Source organism: Burkholderia sp. JKS000303 (assembly GCF_002563755.1).
Classification (GTDB): Bacteria; Pseudomonadota; Gammaproteobacteria; order Burkholderiales; family Burkholderiaceae; genus Burkholderia; species Burkholderia anthina_B.
Genome location: NZ_PDBZ01000001.1, coordinates 866,154 through 880,242 on the forward strand (window position 1 = coordinate 866,154; position 14,089 = coordinate 880,242).

13 protein-coding genes are annotated in these 14,089 nt (G+C 67.8%); 11 read left to right on the forward strand and 2 right to left on the reverse strand.

Features of this window, described 5'->3' with window-relative positions:
* The first annotated feature begins 51 nt into the window (after window positions 1-51).
* The 5 genes from BX604_RS04130 (at window position 52) to BX604_RS04150 (ending at window position 4,681) form a co-directional block, all read left to right on the forward strand.
* On the forward strand, window positions 52-879 hold the full coding sequence (locus BX604_RS04130) for a carbon-nitrogen hydrolase family protein (protein ID WP_098549697.1): 828 nt from the start codon (window positions 52-54) through the stop codon (window positions 877-879).
* Between the two features lie 94 nt (window positions 880-973).
* Complete coding sequence (gene tldD / locus BX604_RS04135) at window positions 974-2,440, forward strand: metalloprotease TldD (RefSeq protein WP_098549698.1); 1,467 nt, start codon at window positions 974-976, stop codon at window positions 2,438-2,440.
* Window positions 2,441-2,837: 397 nt separating this feature from the next.
* Complete coding sequence (gene aroG, locus BX604_RS04140) at window positions 2,838-3,911, forward strand: 3-deoxy-7-phosphoheptulonate synthase AroG (RefSeq protein WP_098549699.1); 1,074 nt, start codon at window positions 2,838-2,840, stop codon at window positions 3,909-3,911.
* A 114-nt stretch (window positions 3,912-4,025) separates the two neighbouring features.
* Window positions 4,026-4,295, forward strand: a complete 270-nt coding sequence (locus tag BX604_RS04145; RefSeq protein ID WP_098549700.1) for a type II toxin-antitoxin system Phd/YefM family antitoxin — start codon at window positions 4,026-4,028, stop codon at window positions 4,293-4,295.
* Window positions 4,292-4,681 (forward strand): type II toxin-antitoxin system VapC family toxin, encoded by a 390-nt coding sequence (locus BX604_RS04150; protein ID WP_098549701.1) that lies wholly within the window; start codon window positions 4,292-4,294, stop codon window positions 4,679-4,681. The genes BX604_RS04145 and BX604_RS04150 overlap by 4 nt, the downstream gene beginning before the upstream one ends.
* A 77-nt stretch (window positions 4,682-4,758) precedes the next feature.
* On the opposite strand, the gene hmpA is transcribed toward BX604_RS04150, so the two are convergent.
* The gene (gene hmpA, locus BX604_RS04155; protein ID WP_098549702.1) at window positions 4,759-5,967 is read right to left on the reverse strand and encodes an NO-inducible flavohemoprotein; all 1,209 of its coding nucleotides are present in this window, start codon (window positions 5,965-5,967) and stop codon (window positions 4,759-4,761) included.
* A 94-nt stretch (window positions 5,968-6,061) separates the two neighbouring features.
* Entirely contained in the window at window positions 6,062-6,613 is a 552-nt protein-coding gene (locus tag BX604_RS04160) for a cob(I)yrinic acid a,c-diamide adenosyltransferase (protein ID WP_098549703.1), read from the reverse strand.
* 251 nt (window positions 6,614-6,864) lie between these two features.
* Here BX604_RS04160 and BX604_RS04165 point away from each other — a divergent pair, with 251 nt between their 5' ends.
* The 6 genes from BX604_RS04165 to proC all read left to right on the forward strand — a co-directional run bounded on the left by BX604_RS04165 (window position 6,865) and on the right by proC (window position 14,080).
* On the forward strand, window positions 6,865-8,274 hold the full coding sequence (locus BX604_RS04165; RefSeq protein ID WP_098552696.1) for an FAD-binding oxidoreductase: 1,410 nt from the start codon (window positions 6,865-6,867) through the stop codon (window positions 8,272-8,274).
* 43 nt (window positions 8,275-8,317) lie between these two features.
* Window positions 8,318-9,811: an FAD-linked oxidase C-terminal domain-containing protein gene (locus BX604_RS04170; protein WP_098549704.1), complete on the forward strand. Its 1,494-nt coding sequence runs from the start codon at window positions 8,318-8,320 to the stop codon at window positions 9,809-9,811.
* Window positions 9,812-10,097: 286 nt separating this feature from the next.
* Window positions 10,098-11,186 carry a glycolate oxidase subunit GlcE gene (gene glcE / locus BX604_RS04175; protein WP_098549705.1) on the forward strand — a complete coding sequence of 363 codons (1,089 nt, stop codon included), beginning with the start codon at window positions 10,098-10,100 and terminating at the stop codon, window positions 11,184-11,186.
* A gap of 10 nt (window positions 11,187-11,196) precedes the next feature.
* Window positions 11,197-12,423, forward strand: a complete 1,227-nt coding sequence (gene glcF / locus BX604_RS04180) for a glycolate oxidase subunit GlcF (RefSeq protein WP_098549706.1) — start codon at window positions 11,197-11,199, stop codon at window positions 12,421-12,423.
* Window positions 12,424-12,526: 103 nt separating this feature from the next.
* Window positions 12,527-13,225 carry a YggS family pyridoxal phosphate-dependent enzyme gene (locus BX604_RS04185; protein WP_098549707.1) on the forward strand — a complete coding sequence of 233 codons (699 nt, stop codon included), beginning with the start codon at window positions 12,527-12,529 and terminating at the stop codon, window positions 13,223-13,225.
* A gap of 42 nt (window positions 13,226-13,267) precedes the next feature.
* The gene (gene proC / locus BX604_RS04190) at window positions 13,268-14,080 is read left to right on the forward strand and encodes a pyrroline-5-carboxylate reductase (RefSeq protein WP_098549708.1); all 813 of its coding nucleotides are present in this window, start codon (window positions 13,268-13,270) and stop codon (window positions 14,078-14,080) included.
* The last annotated feature ends 9 nt before the right edge of the window (window positions 14,081-14,089 follow it).

Genomic DNA, 14,089 nt, shown 5'->3' on the forward strand with positions numbered 1-14,089 from the left:
TCCGCGCATGGTGCCGGGCCGCACCCCATTTATGACGCAATCGATCCTGCGATGACCGATCACACCCGTTCCGCCACGCCCTTGCGGGTCGCCGCGCTGCAGATGGTGAGCACGCCGGACGTCGCGAGCAATCTCGCCGAAGCCCGCCGCCTGATCGCGGAAGCCGCCGGCGAAGGCGCGCAGCTCGTGCTGCTACCCGAGTATTTCTGCTTCATGGGCCACCGCGACACCGACAAGCTCGCGCTCGCCGAGCCCTATCGCGACGGTCCGATCCAGCGCTTTCTTGCAGAAGCCGCGCAGCAACACGGCCTCTGGGTGATCGGCGGCACGTTGCCGCTGAAGGCGCCGGAGCCCGATCGCGTGCTGAACACCACGCTCGTGTTCGATCCGTCCGGCCACGAAGCGGCCCGCTACGACAAGATCCACCTGTTCAACTTCGAGAAAGGCGCCGAATCGTTCGACGAGGCGCGCACGATCCGCGCGGGTAACACCGTCGTCGCGTTCGACGCGCCGTTCGGGCGGGTCGGCCTGTCGGTCTGTTACGATCTGCGCTTTCCGGAGCTGTACCGCAGGATGGGCGACTGCGCGCTGATCGTCGTGCCGTCGGCGTTTACGTATACGACGGGCCGCGCGCATTGGGAAATGCTGCTGCGCGCGCGGGCCGTCGAGAATCAATGCTATGTGCTGGCAGCCGCCCAGGGCGGCAAGCACGAGAACGGCCGGCGCACCTGGGGCCACAGCATGCTGATCGACCCGTGGGGCGAGATCGTCGCGGTTCGCGACGAAGGCGCGAGCGTCGTGACCGGCGTCGTCGATCCGCAGCGCATCGCCGACGTGCGCCAGAGTCTGCCCGCGTGGCGGCATCGCGTGCTGGCCTGAACCGCCGAACCACCGCGGCGCTTGAAACGACGCCCGGCCAAACCCATCTGTCCAGAACGCACCCGACAACTTTTTGAGAACCCTCGATACCCGCATGAACATCATCGAACCCGGCATCCGCAACCTTGCGCTGGCGAAGGACATCCTCCTCACGCCGTACGGCCTCGACGAGAGCCTGCTCACGCGCACGATCGCCGACATCTTCACGCATCGCGTCGACTACGCTGACCTGTACTTCCAGGCAACCCGCAGCGAAGCGTGGAGCCTCGAGGAAGGCATCGTGAAGTCGGGCAGCTTCAGCATCGATCAGGGCGTCGGCGTGCGCGCAGTCGCTGGCGACCGCACCGCATTCGCCTACTCGGACGACCTGTCGCCGGAAGCCATCGCCCAGGCGGCCGCGGCCACCAAGGCGATCGCGGCGGCCGGCGGCGGCCGCCAGAAGATCAAGGCGGCCACGTCGCTGAAGGGCATCTCGGGCCGCGACCTGTACCTGCCGTCCGATCCGCTCGCGTCGCTCGACGCGACGGCCAAGGTCAAGCTGCTCGAGCGCATCGAGAAGATGGCGCGCGGCCGCGACCCGCGCGTCACGCAGGTGATGGCAGGCCTCGCCGGCGAATACGACGTCGTGCTGGTCGCGCGCAGCGACGGCGCGCTGGCCGCCGACATCCGCCCGCTCGTGCGCGTGTCGGTCACGGTGATCGCCGAGCAGAACGGCCGCCGAGAAATCGGCTCCGGCGGCGGCGGCGGCCGCTTCGACTACGGCTACTTCACCGACGAAGTGCTGTCGCGCTACGTCGACGACGCCGTGCACGCGGCGCTGGTCAACCTCGACGCCCGCCCCGCACCGGCCGGCGCGATGACGGTCGTGCTCGGGCCGGGCTGGCCGGGCGTGCTGCTGCACGAGGCGATCGGCCACGGCCTCGAAGGCGACTTCAACCGCAAGGGTTCGTCCGCGTTCGCCGGCCGGCTTGGCGAGCGGGTCGCCGCGAAGGGCGTGACAGTGGTCGACGACGGCACGCTGCCGAACCGCCGCGGCTCGCTGAACATCGACGACGAAGGCAACCCGACGCAGTGCACGACGCTGATCGAGGACGGCATCCTGAAGGGCTACATCCAGGACACGCTGAACGCACGCCTGATGAAGATGCCGGTCACCGGCAACGCACGCCGCGAGTCGTACGCGGCGCTGCCGATGCCGCGCATGACGAACACGTACATGCTGAACGGCGACAAGGATCCGCAGGAAATCATCGCGTCGGTGAAGAACGGCCTGTACGCGGTGAACTTCGGCGGCGGCCAGGTCGACATCACGAACGGCAAGTTCGTGTTCTCGGCGTCCGAGGCGTACATGATCGAGAACGGCAAGATCACCTACCCGGTGAAGGGCGCGACGCTGATCGGCAGTGGCCCGGAATCGCTGAAGGACGTGAGCATGATCGGCAATGACATGTCGCTCGACTCGGGTGTCGGCGTGTGTGGCAAGGAAGGCCAGAGCGTGCCGGTCGGCGTCGGCCAGCCGACCCTGCGGATCGACAGGATGACGGTCGGCGGTACGGCATAACCGCATCGCGGCGCAGACAATCCGCGCATTTTGAAGAAAACGCGCGGATTGTCCGCATTTTCGACTGACCCCGGTTGCCAGCCGCACGGCGACGGGGTATAAATTCCGAATCAACTTTTTTGACGAACCGAATCTCCGTCATGTCCGCCAAGTTTTATTTTTACTTTTTTTGGCATCTCAGACCGCTGGCGGATCGAGAGGGTTGATGGCGCGTAAAGCGCAACCGAAATTCCCGAAAAAACCGCCGGCGAACCCGGCGGTTTTTTTTCGCCCTTCGCCAGCCGGTCGCCGCCGCAACGGATCCGCGGCCCCGACCGAAACCACTGAATTGCCCGAATTGATGAATCTGCCGCACGCGCACTGACCGAACGGCGCCCGGAAAACCAGGAGAAACAGCATGCCCCCGCACAATACCGACGACGTCCGCATTCGCGAACTCAAGGAACTGACGCCGCCCGCCCACCTGATCCGTGAATTCGCGTGCTCCGAAGCCGCGTCCGAGCTGATCTACACCTCGCGCCAGTCGATGCACCGCATCCTGCACGGGATGGACGACCGGCTGATCGTCGTGGTCGGGCCGTGCTCGATCCACGATACGAAGGCGGCGATCGAGTACGCGGGTCGGCTCGTGAAGGAGCGCGACCGGTTCAAGGGCGAGCTGGAAATCGTGATGCGCGTGTACTTCGAGAAGCCGCGCACGACGGTCGGCTGGAAGGGGCTCATCAACGATCCGCACCTGGACAACAGCTTCAAGATCAACGAAGGGCTGCGCACCGCGCGCGAACTGCTGCTGCAGATCAACGAAATGGGGCTGCCGGCCGCGACCGAATACCTCGACATGATCAGCCCGCAGTACATCGCCGACCTGATCTCGTGGGGTGCGATCGGCGCGCGCACGACCGAGTCGCAGGTGCACCGCGAGCTGGCATCGGGGCTGTCGTGCCCGGTCGGCTTCAAGAACGGCACCGACGGCAACGTGAAGATCGCGGTCGACGCGATCAAGGCCGCGTCGCAGCCGCACCATTTCCTGTCGGTGACCAAGGGTGGCCACTCGGCGATCGTGTCGACGGCCGGCAACGAGGACTGCCACGTGATCCTGCGCGGCGGCAAGGCGCCGAACTACGACGCGGAAAGCGTGAACGCCGCATGCGCGGACATCGGCAAGGCCGGCCTCGCCGCGCGCCTGATGATCGACGCGAGCCACGCGAACAGCTCGAAGAAGCACGAGAACCAGATCCCCGTGTGTGCGGACATCGGCCGCCAGGTCGCGGCCGGCGACGCGCGCATCGTCGGCGTGATGATCGAGTCGCACCTGGTCGAGGGGCGTCAGGACCTGAAGGAAGGCTGCCCGCTGACCTACGGCCAGAGCATCACCGACGCGTGCATCGCGTGGGAAGACAGCGTGAAGGTGCTCGAAGGTCTCGCGGAATCGGTGAAGGCGCGCCGCGTGGCGCGCGGCAGCGGGAACTGACGGACGCAAACAGGTTGGCCGCCTGGCGGCGGATTGGCCATGCGGCCAGCCTGCAGTTGTCGTTTCGGCCTGCTAGACTAGCTAACATCATTTAGCTAACCAAGGGAGGCGATCATGCCGACCGTCAACATGCACGATGCCAAGTCACGGCTCTCGAGCCTCGTCGAAGCGCTTGAATCGGGGCGTGAATCCGAAGTCGTGATCGCCCGCAATGGTCATCCGGTTGCCCGGATCGTTCCTTATGCTGCGCCGAAGCGCATCGGTGCAGCCCGTCAGTTGCTTGCCGGGCTGAATATCCCGACCACCGTCGAGGCATTCAATACCGGCGACGAATCGATTGCCGCCGACTTCGATGCCAGTTCGGACCAGGGGCTCGCACCGTGAAGCTGCTGCTCGATACGCACATCGCGCTATGGGCGGCGGAGGGGGCGCCTCAACTTTCGGCGACCGCGGCAGCATTGATCGAACATCCCGAAAACACGCTGTACGTCAGCGCCGCGTCCATCTGGGAAATCACGATCAAGTACCGCAAAGGCAATCTGCCCGTTCATCCGCGCGATGCGCGTTCGGCATTCCGGCTCGCAGGTTTTGCGGAATTGCCGATCAGCAGCGATCACGTCGAAGGTGTCGCCGCACTACCCGATTTTCCGGATCATGCCGATCCGTTCGACCGCGTGATGGTCGCGCAGGCACTCCATGAAGGCATGCCGCTCGTCAGCGCCGATCCCAAAGTGTGGCGCTATCACGCCACGCTGATGCTGCGCGCCTGACGCCCTGCCCCCGACAAAAAGCCAAGCCCGGCTCGCGCCGGGCTTGGCTCATAGGCCGGAAAACAATCGTCAGGCCATCACTCGAGCGCGCCCGAGCCGAAGATCTCGGTGTTCACACGCTCCGGCGCGACGCCGAGCGCGACGAGCGCATCGCGTTGTGCCTTCATGAACGCGATCGGGCCGCAGATGTAGTAGTCGGCATCCGGCACCAGCGCGTATTGCTGCACGCGTTCCGGCGTCAGGCGCCCTTCCAGATCGTGATCGACGCCGACTCGGTCGTTCGGGCCGACCAGCTCGTACAGCACCGTGCGCTTGACGTTCGCGTGCTCGCGCGCCGTGTCGTTCAGCCAGTCGCGGAACGCATGCACCGCGCCCGAACGGCACGCGTGGACGAACCGCACTTCGCGCTTGCTGCCTTCGGCGATCAGCGTCGACGCCATCGACATCATCGGCGTGATGCCGACGCCGCCCGAGATCAGTACGACCGGCGTATCGACATCGCGCTTCAGCGAGAAATCGCCCATCGGCGCGGTCACTTCGACGATCGCGCCCTCTTCGACGCCGTCATGCATCAGCGTCGACACCTTGCCGGCCGGCACCGCTTCGGCCTTGCCCGATTCGCGCTTCACCGAGATGCGCAGCCACTTGCCGTGCGGCGCGTCGGACAGGCTGTACTGGCGCGGCTGGTCGACGCCCAGGTCGCCGACGAAGCGCTTCACCGAGATGTACTGGCCCGGTTCGAACTTCGGCGCGTCGCCGCCGTCGGCGGGCGTCAGGTAGAACGACGTGATCTCGTCGCTTTCACGCACCTTGCGCGCGACCTTGAACGGGCGGAAGCCGCTCCATGCCGCATTCGCGTACAGGTCGGCTTCGGCGCCGATCATGATCTGCGCGAGCTGGCCGTATGCGACGCGCCATGCTTCGAGCGTTTCCGCGTCGACCGCGTCGCCGAGCACTTCGACGATCGATGCGAGCAGGTTCTCGCCGACGATCGGGTAATGCTCCGGACGGATGTTCAGGCTCGCGTGCTTGTGCGAGATCCGCGACACCGCGCCGCCCAGCGCGCCGAGGTTGTCGATGTTCGCCGCATACGCGTAGACGGCCTTCGCGAGCGTTTCGGGCTGGCTGCCGGTCTTCTGGTGCGTCTGGTTGAACAGGTTCTTCAGTTCCGGATGACGCGCGAACATGCGCTGGTAGAAATGCTTCGTGATCGTCGCGCCGTGCTCGGCGAGGACGGGGGCGGTGGCCTTCACACGGGCCATCTGGTCAGCGGTGATGTGGGTCATGTTCGTTCTCCGTTAAACATGCATATACGATACATGTTTAAAAATCGACGTTCCTCGGGCAAATTGTCGCAGTGCGCAAAAACGACACCGCGCGTCAGCGCACCCGCCCGCGCTCCCACAGCACGTCCGAGCCGCCACCCGCGCGGTTCAGCACGCGCGCCAGCACGAACAGCAGATCCGACAGCCGGTTCACGTAACGCCGCGGCGCATCATTGAGCGCGTCGGTGCGACCGAGCGCGACGATCGAGCGCTCCGCGCGGCGGCACACCGTCCGGCACACGTGCGCGAGCGACGCCGCGCGCGAGCCGGCCGGCAGGATGAATTCCTTCAGCGGCGGCAGCGTCGCGTTGTAGTCGGCCAGCCACTGGTCGAGACGCGCGAGGTGCGTGTCGTCCAGCACCGTATGGCCGGGAATGCACAGCTCGCCGCCCAGATCGAACAGGTCGTGCTGGATCGTGACGAGCGCGGTGCGCACGTCGTCCGGCAGCGGCTCGGCGAGCAGCACGCCGAGGTTCGAGTTCAGTTCGTCGACGTCGCCGATCGCGGCGATCCGTGCGTCGTCCTTGCCGATGCGGCGTCCGTCGCCGAGGCCGGTGGTGCCATCGTCGCCCGTGCGCGTGGCGATCTTGCTCAAGCGGTTGCCCATGCGAATGTCCTCTCGTGCGCGGCCGCGACGCGGCCCGGTTGCGTTGGAACGCGATTATCGCAGCCCGCGGCGGCGGCCGCAGCGGACGTTGCAGCGTAGAATGAGCCGACGCCGCGTCGCTGCGGCATCCGTCAGACAAGCGGTCGATGTGCGGGATCGGGCAGGCGCGACGCGCCGGGTCCGGTCGATCGCGAAGCATGGGAGCGTGGCCGGCGCAACAGCGCCAACCGCGCCCCGCCAAGGAGACATACGTGAATCATCCCGCCACGCCGGCCACCACGCGCCGCCCCCTCCCGCCCGCGATGCTCGATGCGCTGCGCGCCGCCTTCGGCGAGCGCGTGTCGACCGCCGACGCCGTCCGCACCCATCACGGCCGCGACGAATCACCGTTCGATCCGCAACTGCCCGACGCCGTCGTGTTCGCGCACGACGCCGACGAAATCCGCCAGGTCGTGTCGCTGTGCGCGCTCTACAGCGTGCCGCTGATCCCGTACGGCGCCGGCTCGTCGCTCGAAGGCCACCTGCTCGCCGTGCGCGGCGGCGTGTCGCTCGACCTGTCGGAAATGCACCGCGTGCTGTCGATCAACGCAGAAGACCTGACCGTGACGGTCGAACCGGGCATCACGCGCAAGGCGCTCAACGACGCGCTACGCGACACCGGCCTGTTCTTCCCGATCGATCCGGGCGCCGACGCCAGCATCGGCGGGATGACCGCGACCCGCGCATCGGGCACCAACGCCGTGCGCTACGGGACGATGCGCGAGAACGTGCTCGGGCTGACCGCCGTGCTCGCCGACGGCCGCGTCGTGAAGACGGGTTCGCGTGCACGCAAGTCGTCGGCCGGCTACGACCTCACGCGCCTGTTCGTCGGCTCCGAAGGCACGCTCGGCGTGATCACCGAGATCACGCTGCGCCTGCATCCGCTGCCCGAAGCCGTGTCGGCCGCGATCTGCACGTTCCCGACGATGGGCGACGCGGTGCGCACCGTGATCGAGACGATCCAGATCGGCGTGCCGATCGCGCGCGTCGAATTCGTCGACGCGCTCGCCGTGCGCTCGATCAACCGCCACTCGAACCTCACGCTCACCGAAGCGCCGACGCTGTTCTTCGAATTCCACGGCACCGAAGCCGGCGTGAAGGAACAGGCCGAACTCGTGCAGGCGCTCGCGGGCCAAAACAGCGGCCAGGGCTTCGAATGGGCGACCCGCCCGGAAGATCGCACGCGGCTCTGGGCCGCGCGTCACAACGCGTATTTCGCGATGCTGCAGCTCAAACCCGGCTGCCGCGCGGTGACGACCGACGTGTGCGTGCCGATCTCGCAGCTCGCCGCGTGCGTCGAGGAAACCGAAGTCGACCTGCGCGCATCGTCGCTGCCCTGCCCGATCGTCGGCCACGTCGGCGACGGCAATTTCCACGTCGCGATCCTGATCGACCCCGACAAACCCGAGGAACTCGACGAAGCCGAGCGCATCAACGACCGGATCGTCGAGCGCGCGCTGCGGCTGGGCGGCACCTGCACCGGCGAACACGGCGTCGGGCTGCACAAGATGCGCTTCCTGCCGAAGGAGCACGGCGACAACGCGATCGACGTCATGCGCGCGATCAAGCTCGCGCTCGATCCGCGCAATCTGATGAATCCCGGCAAGATCTTCACGTGTTGAGACGGCAGCGCAGCCTAACGCTGCGCTTCCCGCAGGAGACCCCATGAACGCTTCCGTCGAACTGTCGAGCGCGACCCGTGCGCAGCGCCAGCGCGAAGTCGTGCAGGCGCTGATGGCCGTGCTGCCGACGCATTGCCTGCTGTATCGCGACGAAGACACCGCACCGTACGAATGCGACGGCCTGTCCGCCTACCGCCGGCTGCCGCTCGCGGTCGCGCTGCCGGAAACCGAATCGCAGGTGCAGCGGATCGTGCAGATCTGCCGCCGCATGGAAGTGCCGATCGTGCCGCGCGGCGCGGGCACGAGCCTGTCGGGCGGCGCGCTGCCGATCGCGAACGGCGTCGTGCTGTCGCTCGCGCGCTTCACCCGCATCGTCGAAGTCGACCCGTACGCGCGCACGGCGACCGTGCAGCCCGGCGTGCGCAATCTCGCGATTTCCGAAGCCTCCGCCCCTTACGGGCTGTACTACGCGCCCGACCCGTCGTCGCAGATCGCCTGCACGATCGGCGGCAACGTCGCGGAAAATTCCGGCGGCGTGCACTGCCTGAAATACGGGCTGACCGTGCACAACGTGATGCGCGTGCGCGCGGTCACGATCGACGGCGAGATCGTCGAATTCGGCTCGCTCGGGCTCGACATGCCGGGCCTCGACCTGCTTGCGGTGATGATCGGCAGCGAAGGGATGTTCGCGATCGTCACCGAAGTGACGGTGAAGCTGATCCCGAAGCCGCAGACCGCGCAGCTCGTGATGGCGAGCTTCGACGACGTCGTCAAGGGCGGCGAGGCGGTCGCCGCGATCATCGCGTCGGGCATCATCCCGGCCGGGCTCGAAATGATGGACAAGCCGGCCACCCAGGCCGTCGAGGCGTTCACGCACGCGGGCTACGACCTCGACGCGAAGGCGATCCTGCTGTGCGAATCGGACGGCACGCCGGAAGAAGTCGCCGAAGAGATCGTCCGCATGACGGCCGTGCTGCGCGAGCACGGCGCGACGCGCATCCAGGTGTCGCGCAACGAAAGCGAGCGGCTGCGCTACTGGTCGGGCCGCAAGAACGCGTTCCCGGCCGCCGGGCGCATTTCCGCCGACTATTACTGCATGGACGGCACCGTGCCGCGCCGCGCGATCGGGCCGCTGCTCGCGCGCATCGAACAGCTCGAAACGCGCTACGGGCTGCGCTGCATCAACGTGTTCCACGCGGGCGACGGCAACATGCATCCGCTGATCCTCTACAACGCGAACGACCCGGACGAGCTGCACCGCGCCGAGCAGTTCGGCGCCGAAATCCTCGAATGCTGCGTGGAATTCGGCGGCAGCGTGACGGGCGAGCACGGCGTCGGCATCGAGAAGCTCAATTCGATGTGCGTACAGTTCTCGCCACAGGAGCGCGACGCGTTCTTCGCGGTCAAGCGCGCGTTCGATCCGGCCGGGCTGCTCAATCCCGACAAGGGGATCCCGACCCGCGCGCGCTGTGCCGAATATGGGCGACAGCACGTGCGCGGCGGGCTGCTGCCGCATCCGGAGCTGCCGCGCTTCTGAGCGCCCCCGAACCAGTCGCTTCGCGCCAGCCCCCGCGAGTGGGTCATCCCCCACGAGGGCTGCCTTCGGGGCGGAAAACCTGGGGGCGCCCGGCGTTTTCTTGAGCGCGCTGCGCGGTGCGCGGCCCGAGCCGGCGCGCGGGCCGCGACGTACCGCCCTGCCCGCGCCGGCCGTGCGCGCAGCGGCGGCTGCATGCCTTCGTTATACGGAGCTTAGGGATAGTCGCGATGTGCATTCGCGCCACCCCGGTACAATCGACCGGACAACAACGAGGCAGCAACAGAACATGGAAGAGGACGACATCGTCGCCGGATGGGCCGAGCGCATCCGGGCGGCCAGTGCCGACGGCCGGCCGCTGCGGATTCGCGGTGGCGGCACCAAGGACTGGTACGGCCAGGCGCTGGACGGCGAAATACTCGATACGCGTGCATTTCAGGGCATCGTGTCGTACGACCCGGCCGAACTCGTCGTCACGGTCCGCGCGGGCACGCCGCTCGCGCAGCTTGAAACCGTCCTCGCCGAGTGCGGCCAGATGCTGCCGTTCGAGCCGCCGCACTTCGGTCGCGCGGCCACCGTCGGCGGCTGCGTCGCGGCCGGCCTCGCAGGCCCGCGCCGCGCGACCTGCGGCGCGCCGCGCGATTTCGTGCTCGGCGTCACGCTGCTGAACGGACGCGGCGAACTGCTGCGCTTCGGCGGGCAGGTCGTGAAGAACGTCGCCGGCTACGACGTATCGCGGCTGATGGCCGGCGCGCTCGGCACGCTCGGGCTGATGCTCGACCTGTCGATCAAGGTGCTGCCGGTGCCGGTCGCCGAAGTCACGCTGAAGTTCGAGATGACCGCGACCGACGCGGTGCGCAAGCTCAACGAATGGGGCGGCCATCCGCTGCCCGTGAGCGCGAGCGGCTGGCGCAACGGCACCCTCGTACTGCGCCTGTCGGGCGCCGAGGCCGCCGTGAAATCCGCGAAGACACTGCTCGGCGGCGAAGTCGTCGACGCGGTCGAGGCCGAGCGTTTCTGGGCCGGCCTGCGCGAACACACCGACCCGTTCTTCAACGGCATTCCGCCCGGCTACGCGCTGTGGCGCCTGTCGCTGCCGTCGATCACCGAACCGATGCACCTGCCCGGCACCCAGCTGATGGAATGGGGCGGCGCGCAGCGCTGGTGGATCACCGACGCCGACGCGCAGACGGTGCGCATGAGCGCGAAGCAGGCCGGCGGCCACGCGACGCTGTTTCGCGCCGGCGATTCGTATGACCGTAGCGCGGGCGTGTTCACGCCGCTGCCCGCACCGCTGATGAAAATCCACCGCGGGCTGAAGGCTGCATTCGATCCCGCACGCATCTTCAACCGCGGCCGGCTCTACCCCGATCTCTAAGATCTCCAAGATGCAAACCAACCTCGCCGATTTCATCCGCAACACGCCCGACGGCGACGAGGCCGACGCGATCCTGCGCAAGTGCGTGCATTGCGGCTTCTGCACCGCGACGTGCCCGACCTACCAGTTGCTCGGCGACGAACTCGACGGCCCGCGCGGCCGCATCTACCTGATCAAGCAGATGGTCGAAGGTGCGCCCGTCACGCGCAGCACGCAGCAGCACCTCGATCGCTGCCTCACGTGTCGCAGCTGCGAGACGACCTGCCCGTCGGGCGTCCAGTACGGCCGCCTCGTCGAGATCGGCCGCAAGCACGTCGAGGCGAAGGTCGAGCGCCCCGCGCAGCAGCGGCTCATGCGCCGCGTGCTTGCGAGCCTCGTGCCGAACGCGGCGCTGTTCTCCGCCGTGATGCGACTCGGCCAGCACGTGCGGCCGCTGCTGCCGAAACGGCTGCGCGACAAGGTGCCGCCGCGCACGCGGCTGCTCGAATGGCCGCAGCGCACGCATCCGCGCAAGATGGTGATGCTCGGCGGCTGCGTGCAGCCGTCGATGCTGCCGAACATCAACATCGCGACCGCGCGCGTGCTCGACGCGCTCGGCGTCGAGACGATCGTCGCGCCCGACGCGGGCTGCTGCGGCGCGATCCGCCTGCACCTGAACTATCACGACGAAGCGCTCGCCGACGCGCGCCGCAACATCGACGCGTGGTGGCCGCATGTCGAGCAAGGCGCCGAGGCGATCGTGATGAACGCATCGGGCTGCGGCGCGACGGTGCTCGAATACGCGCACCTGCTGCGCGACGATCCGGCCTACGCGGAGAAGGCGCAGCGCATCGTCGCCCTCACGCGCGACATCTCGGACGTGCTGCTGGCGTTCGAGGCCGAGATCGCGACGCTCGCGCGGCGCCGCGCGATCCATACCGTCGCGTACCACCCGCCGTGCACGCTGCAGCACGGCCAGCAGTCGCGCGGCAAGGTCGAGCGCCTGCTCGAGACGCTTGGCATCGACGTGCGGCTGCCGGCCGACAGCCATCTGTGCTGCGGGTCCGCCGGCACGTATTCGCTGACCCAGCCGTCGCTGTCGTACCGGCTGCGCAAGCAGAAACTGCTGAAACTGCAGGCGCTCGAGCCGCAGATGATCGTATCGGGCAACGTCGGCTGCATCGCGCACCTGCAAAGCGGCACGCAGATTCCGGTCGCGCACTGGATCCAGCTCGTCGAGCATCTGCTGTACGGCTGACGCGGACGGCCGGCCCCGCGCGACGCCCCGTCCGTATAATGGCCGGAACGATGCGGTGCGTGCCGTGCCGCATTCGCTTCCTGTGCCAGCTTCCGTGTCCGTCATGTCCGATTTCGCCGCCCGTCTCGAATCCGTTCATCGCCGCATCGCCGACGCCGCCCGCGCGGCCGGCCGCGATCCCGCCACCGTCTCGCTGCTCGCCGTATCGAAGACGTTTCCCGCCGACGACGTGCGCGCCGCGCATGCGGCCGGACAACGCGCGTTCGGCGAGAACTACGTGCAGGAATCGATCGACAAGATCGACGCGCTCGCCGACCTGCGCGCCGCGCTCGAATGGCATTTCATCGGGCCGCTGCAATCGAACAAGACGCGCCCGGTGGCCGAGCGCTTCGACTGGGTTCACTCGGTCGACCGGCTGAAGATCGCGCAGCGCCTCGCCGAACAACGCCCCGCTCACCTGCCGCCGCTGAACGTGTGCGTGCAGGTGAACATCAGCGGCGAGGCGTCGAAGAGCGGCGTCGCGCCGGCCGAGGTCGCCGACGTCGCGCGCGCGGTCGCGGCGCTGCCGACCCTGCGCCTGCGCGGCCTGATGGCGATTCCCGAACCGGCCGGTGACACCGACGCGCAACGCGCACCGCATCGCGCGCTGCGCGCACTGTTCGATACGCTGCGCGCCGACGGGTTGCCGCTCGACACGTTGTCGGTGGGGATGTCCGCCGATCTCGAAGCGGCCGTGCTCGAAGGCGCGACGATCGTGCGCGTCGGCACCGCGATCTTCGGCGCGCGCGACTATTCGCACTGAACCACGCACTCCTTTCCGTTCACCTACTCGCTAATCGACACCATGAAAATCGCATTCATCGGCGGCGGCAACATGGCCGCGGCCCTGATCGGCGGCCTGATCAAACGCGGCGTCGCCGCTGACGGCCTGTATGCCATCGACGTCAACGAGGACGTCCGTGCGCGCGCCGCGCAGCAATTCGGCATCCGCACCGGCGCGGCCATCGACGCGACGCTCGCGGCATACGACGCGATCGTGCTCGCGGTGAAGCCGCAGGTGCTGAAGGACGTCGCGCAGGCGCTCGCACCGCATCTGAAGTCGCAGCTCGTGATCAGCATCGCAGCCGGCATCCGCGCCACCGATCTCGCCCGCTGGCTCGGCGACTACGCACGCATCGTGCGCACGATGCCGAATACGCCCGCGCTGGTCGGCATGGGCGTGACGGGTCTCGCCGCGCTGCCGGGCGTCGACGCGGCCGGTCGCGAACTCGCATCGAACGTGCTCGGCGCGGTCGGCGAGCACGTATGGTTCGACGACGAAGCGCAACTCGACGCGGTCACGGCGATCTCGGGCAGCGGCCCCGCCTACGTGTTCTATTTCATCGAAGCGCTGCAGGAAGCCGCGCGCCGCCTCGGGATGAACGACGAACAGGGCCGCGCGCTCGCGGTCGCGACGTTCACGGGCGCCGCGCAACTCGCCGCGCAATCGGGCGAACCGGCGAGCGTGCTGCGCGAGCGCGTGACGTCGAAGGGCGGCACGACGGCCGCCGCGCTCGCATCGTTCGATGCGCAGGGCGTGAAGGAAGCGATCGTGCGCGGCGCGCTCGCAGCTGAAGCGCGCGCGAAGGAAATGGGCGACGAGCTCGGTCGCGCATAAGCGTCACGA

Bases quoted from the DNA above. Each gene is read 5' to 3' on its own strand.
- glcF (WP_098549706.1), top strand. From the start codon at position 11,197: ATGCAAACCAACCTCGCCGATTTCATCCGCAACACGCCCGACGGCGAC.
- BX604_RS04130 (WP_098549697.1), top strand. From the start codon at position 52: ATGACCGATCACACCCGTTCCGCCACGCCCTTGCGGGTCGCCGCGCTG.
- aroG (WP_098549699.1), top strand. From the start codon at position 2,838: ATGCCCCCGCACAATACCGACGACGTCCGCATTCGCGAACTCAAGGAA.
- hmpA (WP_098549702.1), bottom strand. From the start codon at position 5,967: ATGACCCACATCACCGCTGACCAGATGGCCCGTGTGAAGGCCACCGCC.
- BX604_RS04145 (WP_098549700.1), top strand. From the start codon at position 4,026: ATGCCGACCGTCAACATGCACGATGCCAAGTCACGGCTCTCGAGCCTC.
- tldD (WP_098549698.1), top strand. From the start codon at position 974: ATGAACATCATCGAACCCGGCATCCGCAACCTTGCGCTGGCGAAGGAC.
- BX604_RS04185 (WP_098549707.1), top strand. From the start codon at position 12,527: ATGTCCGATTTCGCCGCCCGTCTCGAATCCGTTCATCGCCGCATCGCC.
- glcE (WP_098549705.1), top strand. From the start codon at position 10,098: ATGGAAGAGGACGACATCGTCGCCGGATGGGCCGAGCGCATCCGGGCG.
- proC (WP_098549708.1), top strand. From the start codon at position 13,268: ATGAAAATCGCATTCATCGGCGGCGGCAACATGGCCGCGGCCCTGATC.
- BX604_RS04170 (WP_098549704.1), top strand. From the start codon at position 8,318: ATGAACGCTTCCGTCGAACTGTCGAGCGCGACCCGTGCGCAGCGCCAG.
- BX604_RS04160 (WP_098549703.1), bottom strand. From the start codon at position 6,613: ATGGGCAACCGCTTGAGCAAGATCGCCACGCGCACGGGCGACGATGGC.